The organism is Actinomycetospora sp., from assembly GCF_036497585.1.
Lineage (GTDB): Bacteria > Actinomycetota > Actinomycetes > Mycobacteriales > Pseudonocardiaceae > Actinomycetospora.
On sequence record NZ_DASXJD010000265.1, the window covers coordinates 1 to 2,028 of the forward strand.

A 2,028-nucleotide genomic window follows, 5' to 3' on the forward strand; every position below is an offset into this window, starting at 1 on the left:
CACCGCCGATCGGCCCCAGCCCGAGGGGACCCTGCTCGGTCCGGGGGACGACGCCGCGGTGGTGGCGGCGCCGGACGGCCGGGTCGTCGCGACCGTCGACACCCTGGTGCAGGGCGTGCACTTCCGCCTCGACTGGTCCGGGCCCGAACAGGTGGGGCGCAAGGCGGTCGCCGCGAACCTCGCCGACATCGCCGCGATGGGGGCCGTGCCGACGGCGCTGCTGCTCTCGCTGGCCTGCCCGGCCTCGACGCCGGCCGACGTCGTCGACGGCCTGGCCTCCGGCATCTGGGACGCGGCGTCCGAGGCAGGCGTCGGCGTCGTGGGCGGGGACACCGTGTCCGCCGAGCAGATCGTGGTGTCCATCACCGCGCTGGGCGACCTGGAGGGCCGCGCCCCGGTACGGCGGGCGGGCGCGAAGGTCGGCGACGTGGTCGCGGTCCGCGGTGTGCTCGGCTGGTCGGCGGCCGGGATGGAGGTGCTGCGCCGCGGTTTCCGGTCCCCGCTCGCGATGGTCGCCGCACACCGCACCCCCCGGCCGCCGTTCACCGAGGGCCCGGTGGCCGCGCGGGCCGGGGCCACGGCGATGGTCGACACCTCCGACGGCCTGCTCGCCGACCTGGGGCACATTGCCGCGGCGTCCCGGGTCCGCATCGACGTGCGCTCGGACCTGGTGCCGGTGGCCGACAAGCTCCGCGACGTGGCCTCCGCCCTCGGCCGCGACGCGCTGACCTGGACGCTCACCGGGGGCGAGGACCACGCGCTCGTCGCCTGCTTCCGCGAGGAGGACGCGGTGCCCGACGGGTGGACGGTCTTCGCCGACGTCCGCCTCGGCAGCGGGGTGAGCGTGGACGCCGACCGGTGGGGCGGCGCGGGCGACCCCGGGTGGCGGCACTGGCGCTGAGCCGGGGGCCGGTCAGAGGCCGGGTGGGCGCACCCCCCGGATCGAGGCGTCGAGCAGCTGGACCGGGTGCAGCATCAGCAGCTCGCCCCCCAGGTATTTGCGGATCTGCAGGAGGCACCCGGGGTTCGCGGTGACCAGCAGGTCGGCCCCGGTCCCGCGGATGTTCTCGGCCTTGCGGCGCCCGAGATCGCCCGCGGCCTCCGGCTGCAGCATGTTGTAGATCCCCGCGGACCCGCAGCAGATCTCCGCCTCGGGCAGTTCGGTCAGCTCCACGCCGGGGATCGAGCGCAGCACCTCCCGCGGCTGCGAGCGGATCTTCTGGGCGTGCCCCAGGTGGCACGCGTCGTGGTAGACGACGGTGGCGTCGACCCGGTGCCGCGGGGCCCGGGAGTCCTCGAGCACGTCGGCGAGCACCTCGGAGACGTCGCGGACCTTCGCCGCGAAGCGCGCCGCGCGGTCGGACCAGGCCGGGTCGTCCGCCAGCAGTTCGCCGTACTCCTTCATCGAGGAGCCGCAGCCGGCGACGTTCACCGCGATGACGTCGACGTCGGCCTGCTCGAACACCGCGATCAGCGCCTTCGCCCGCTCGGCCGACTCCTCCTCCCGGCCGGCGTGCAGTCCGAGCGCCCCGCAGCAGCCCTGCTCACGGGGCGCGACGACCTCGTGGCCCTCGGCCGCGAGGACCCGCGTCGTCGCGAGGTTGACCTGGTGGAAGAAGACGTCCTGGACGCAGCCGGTGAGCATCCCGACCCGCCCGCGCCGGAGCCCGACCGCCGGGGTGCGCGCGGGGGTCCGGGCGAACGCGTCGCGCACCGACACCGGCGGCAGCAGCGACTCCATGGCGACGAGGCGCTCGAGGCGGCGCGGCAGCCGCGCGAGCAGCCGGTCCATCTTCTTCGGGCGCAGCTTCTGGTAGAGCGCCCCGCCCAGGGACGCGGCCCGCAGCCGCCGCCGGTACGGGAACAGCGTGAAGATCGCCTCGCGGAAGAGCCGGTCCGCCCGGGAGCGCGGCACGTTCCGCTCGATCTGGGGCCGGGTGGCCTCGAGCAGCCGGTCGTACTGCACCCCCGACGGGCAGGCGGTCACGCACGCCATGCAGCCCAGGCACCGGTCCATGTGTGTGGTGA

The 2,028-nt window shown here is 75.7% G+C and carries 2 protein-coding genes; one reads left to right on the top strand and one right to left on the bottom strand.

Features of this window, described 5'->3' with window-relative positions:
* Positions 1–901, top strand: a 901-nt coding sequence (locus tag VGH76_RS27075) for a thiamine-phosphate kinase (RefSeq protein WP_331559871.1), incomplete at its 5' end; no start/stop codon positions are given.
* A gap of 12 nt (positions 902–913) precedes the next feature.
* Here the strand turns inward: VGH76_RS27075 and VGH76_RS27080 are convergent.
* On the bottom strand, positions 914–2,028 hold a 1,115-nt coding region (locus VGH76_RS27080), incomplete at its 5' end, for a (Fe-S)-binding protein (RefSeq protein ID WP_331559872.1).